This window comes from Glycomyces dulcitolivorans, from assembly GCF_003265355.1.
In the GTDB taxonomy this organism is placed as follows: Bacteria; Actinomycetota; Actinomycetes; order Mycobacteriales; family Micromonosporaceae; genus Glycomyces; species Glycomyces dulcitolivorans.
The window spans coordinates 1-2,262 of the sequence record NZ_QFRW01000144.1 but is presented as its reverse complement, the minus strand read 5'-3'; the positions used below and the strand labels follow the sequence as shown (position 1 = coordinate 2,262).

The 2,262-nt window shown below is 71.7% G+C and carries 1 protein-coding gene; it reads right to left on the bottom strand.

Going from position 1 to position 2,262, the window contains the following annotated elements; genetic code table 11:
* Window positions 1-75 precede the first annotated feature (75 nt).
* A complete protein-coding gene (locus tag DI269_RS13220; RefSeq protein WP_112136604.1) occupies window positions 76-2,193 on the bottom strand; it encodes a beta-galactosidase in 2,118 nt (705 codons plus the stop codon).
* Window positions 2,194-2,262: the final 69 nt, after the last annotated feature.

Genomic DNA, 2,262 nt, shown 5'->3' with positions numbered 1-2,262 from the left:
GACCCGGAGCTTCGCCCGATGGAGCGAGCGCGGCTAGGGGCCGGACCGCGACGCGGTCCGGCCCCCGATCAGCTCTTACCCGATCTCGCGCAGGACCTTCACGTCCCACGGCCCCAGGCGCAGTGAAGTACCCGCCGCGTACTCGGCGTCGTCCAGGAGGTCGACCGCCGCGACCGGCAGTTCCACCGAAGTCTCGTCCCAGGACCAGTTGTGCACGAAGCGGACCGTGCCGCCGTCGCCCGCGGTGCCGCTCGTCGCCGTCACACTCGGGTTCGCCGGACGCCACGCGTCACCCGTTGCGGCCCAAGTGAAGAGCGCCTTCGCGAAGGCGTCGTTCGGGACCGTCCCGACATAGGTGACCCGGCCCCGGCCGTGCTCCCGCGTCGTCGCCGCCTTGAATTTGCCGAAGTGCGGGTGCGCGTACTCGGCCAGCGCCTCGGCGCCGTCGAGGTAGACCCCGTCGGCCCACTTCAGCGCCGCCGCATCGGGACCCAGGTCCAGCCCCGAGCCCTCGGCTGCGTGCACCGCGACCTCGCCGTCGAGGTTCGCGAACTCCTCGTACCAGGCCCCGGCCGCCTCGGTGAGCCGCGCGGGCTTGACCTCCAGGCGCGCCCGCGCCTCCTCGTCCGCGTAGCCCGTGCGCGGGCCCAGCACCAGGTGCCCGCCCGCCGCCGCGTACCGGTCGAGCCAGTCCAACAGCGCGTCGTCGGCCGTGTAGATCCCGGCCGCCACGAGCACCGGGAACTGCGCCACCGCCTCCTCCGGAGAGCCGAGCTGCTCAGTGTGGACGATGCGCACCTGGAGCCCGGCGTCGAAGGCGCCCTTGTAGAACGGCCCGCTGATCGACTCGAACGAGCGCCGGTCGGGCCCGCCCTCGGCATCCGCCAGAGCCGGCTGCGCCGCGAGCGCCCATTCGCTCGGCTTGGAGTACAGGACCGCGACGTCGGCATGCGGCACCAGCCCGTCCAGGGTCGCACCGGCCTTGCGGAACTCCGCGCCCAGCTGCGCGAGCTCGCGGTAGGTCCGGCCGGGCTGCTGGCTGTGGGGGAGGATGCCGCCCCAGTACGTCTCGGTTCCGAAGTGGAGGGTGTGCCAGTGCCAGTACTCGATCATCCTGGCCCCGCGAGACACCAGCGCCCATCCGGCCTGGCGCCACTGCCCGTCGTACGCGGGGTGGTTGTCCCAGGGCCCGCCGATGGCCTGCGCGTTCGTCTCGGTGACGAGGAACGGCTCCTGCCGCGAGGAGTACATCCGGTCGGCGGAGTGGTAGAGCGCCCACGTGCCGCGGGTGTTCCAGGCGGCGGCGTCGCCGGCGCTGTCGTGCGGGAGCGCGAAGGCGTCCTGCATGCGGTAGTACGGGTTCCCGGCGGTGATCGACAGGCGCGAGGCGAGCGCGCGGTCGTCGATGGCCGGGCGCGGGTAGGAGATGCAGGTGGTGACGAACTGGTCCTCGCGGGAGTACTCGCGGGCGATGTCGGCCTGCCAGCCGATGAAGTCGGTGGTCAGCTCGGTCTGGAAGCGCCGCCACGCCTGCTCGTACTGCGGCTGCGCGTTCCCGTCGGGGGTCCACAGGTCGGCCCAGGTCGAGAGCCGGTGGGACCAGTACACCAGGCCCCATTCGCGGTTGAGGGTCTCGACGTCGCCGTACTTGTGCCGCAGGTGGTCGGTGAACTGCTGGAACACGCCGTGGTTGTGGAAGAGGTGGAGGCCCGGCTCGTTGTCGACCTGGAAGCCGATGACGGCCGGGTGGTCGGCGTACCGGGCGAGGATCTTGCGGATGACGCGTTCGGCGTGGAACCGGAAGGCCGGGTGGGTGTAGTCGACCTCCTGCCTGCCGCCCCAGCCGATCCGCTCGCCGGTGCGGTGCTCGCCGGCGATCTCGGGGTAGAGGCGGGCGAGCCACGGCGGGACGGCGTACGTGGGCGTCCCGAGGACGACGGCGATGCCGCGCTCGTGCGCGCCGTCCAGGACCGGTTGCAGCCAGTCGAGGTCGAAGCGGCCGTTATCGGGTTCCCAAGTGCTCCAAACGGATTCGCCGACGCGGATGACGGAGAACCCGGCCTCGACCATGAGGTCGAGGTCGTGGATGAGGCGCTGGAGTCCGGCTTCGCCGTCGAGGCCGGGCGCGGCGGCGGGCTGGTACTCGTAGTAGTAGGCGGCGCCGAAGAGGATCGGGTTGGGCCAGTTGGACATTCGGTTTCCTTCAGATGGGTGGTTGACGGATGGCCGGTCCGGGCGCCGTCCTTGCACGGCGCCCGGACC

Bases quoted from the DNA above. Each gene is read 5' to 3' on its own strand.
- DI269_RS13220 (WP_112136604.1), bottom strand. From the start codon at position 2,193: ATGTCCAACTGGCCCAACCCGATCCTCTTCGGCGCCGCCTACTACTAC.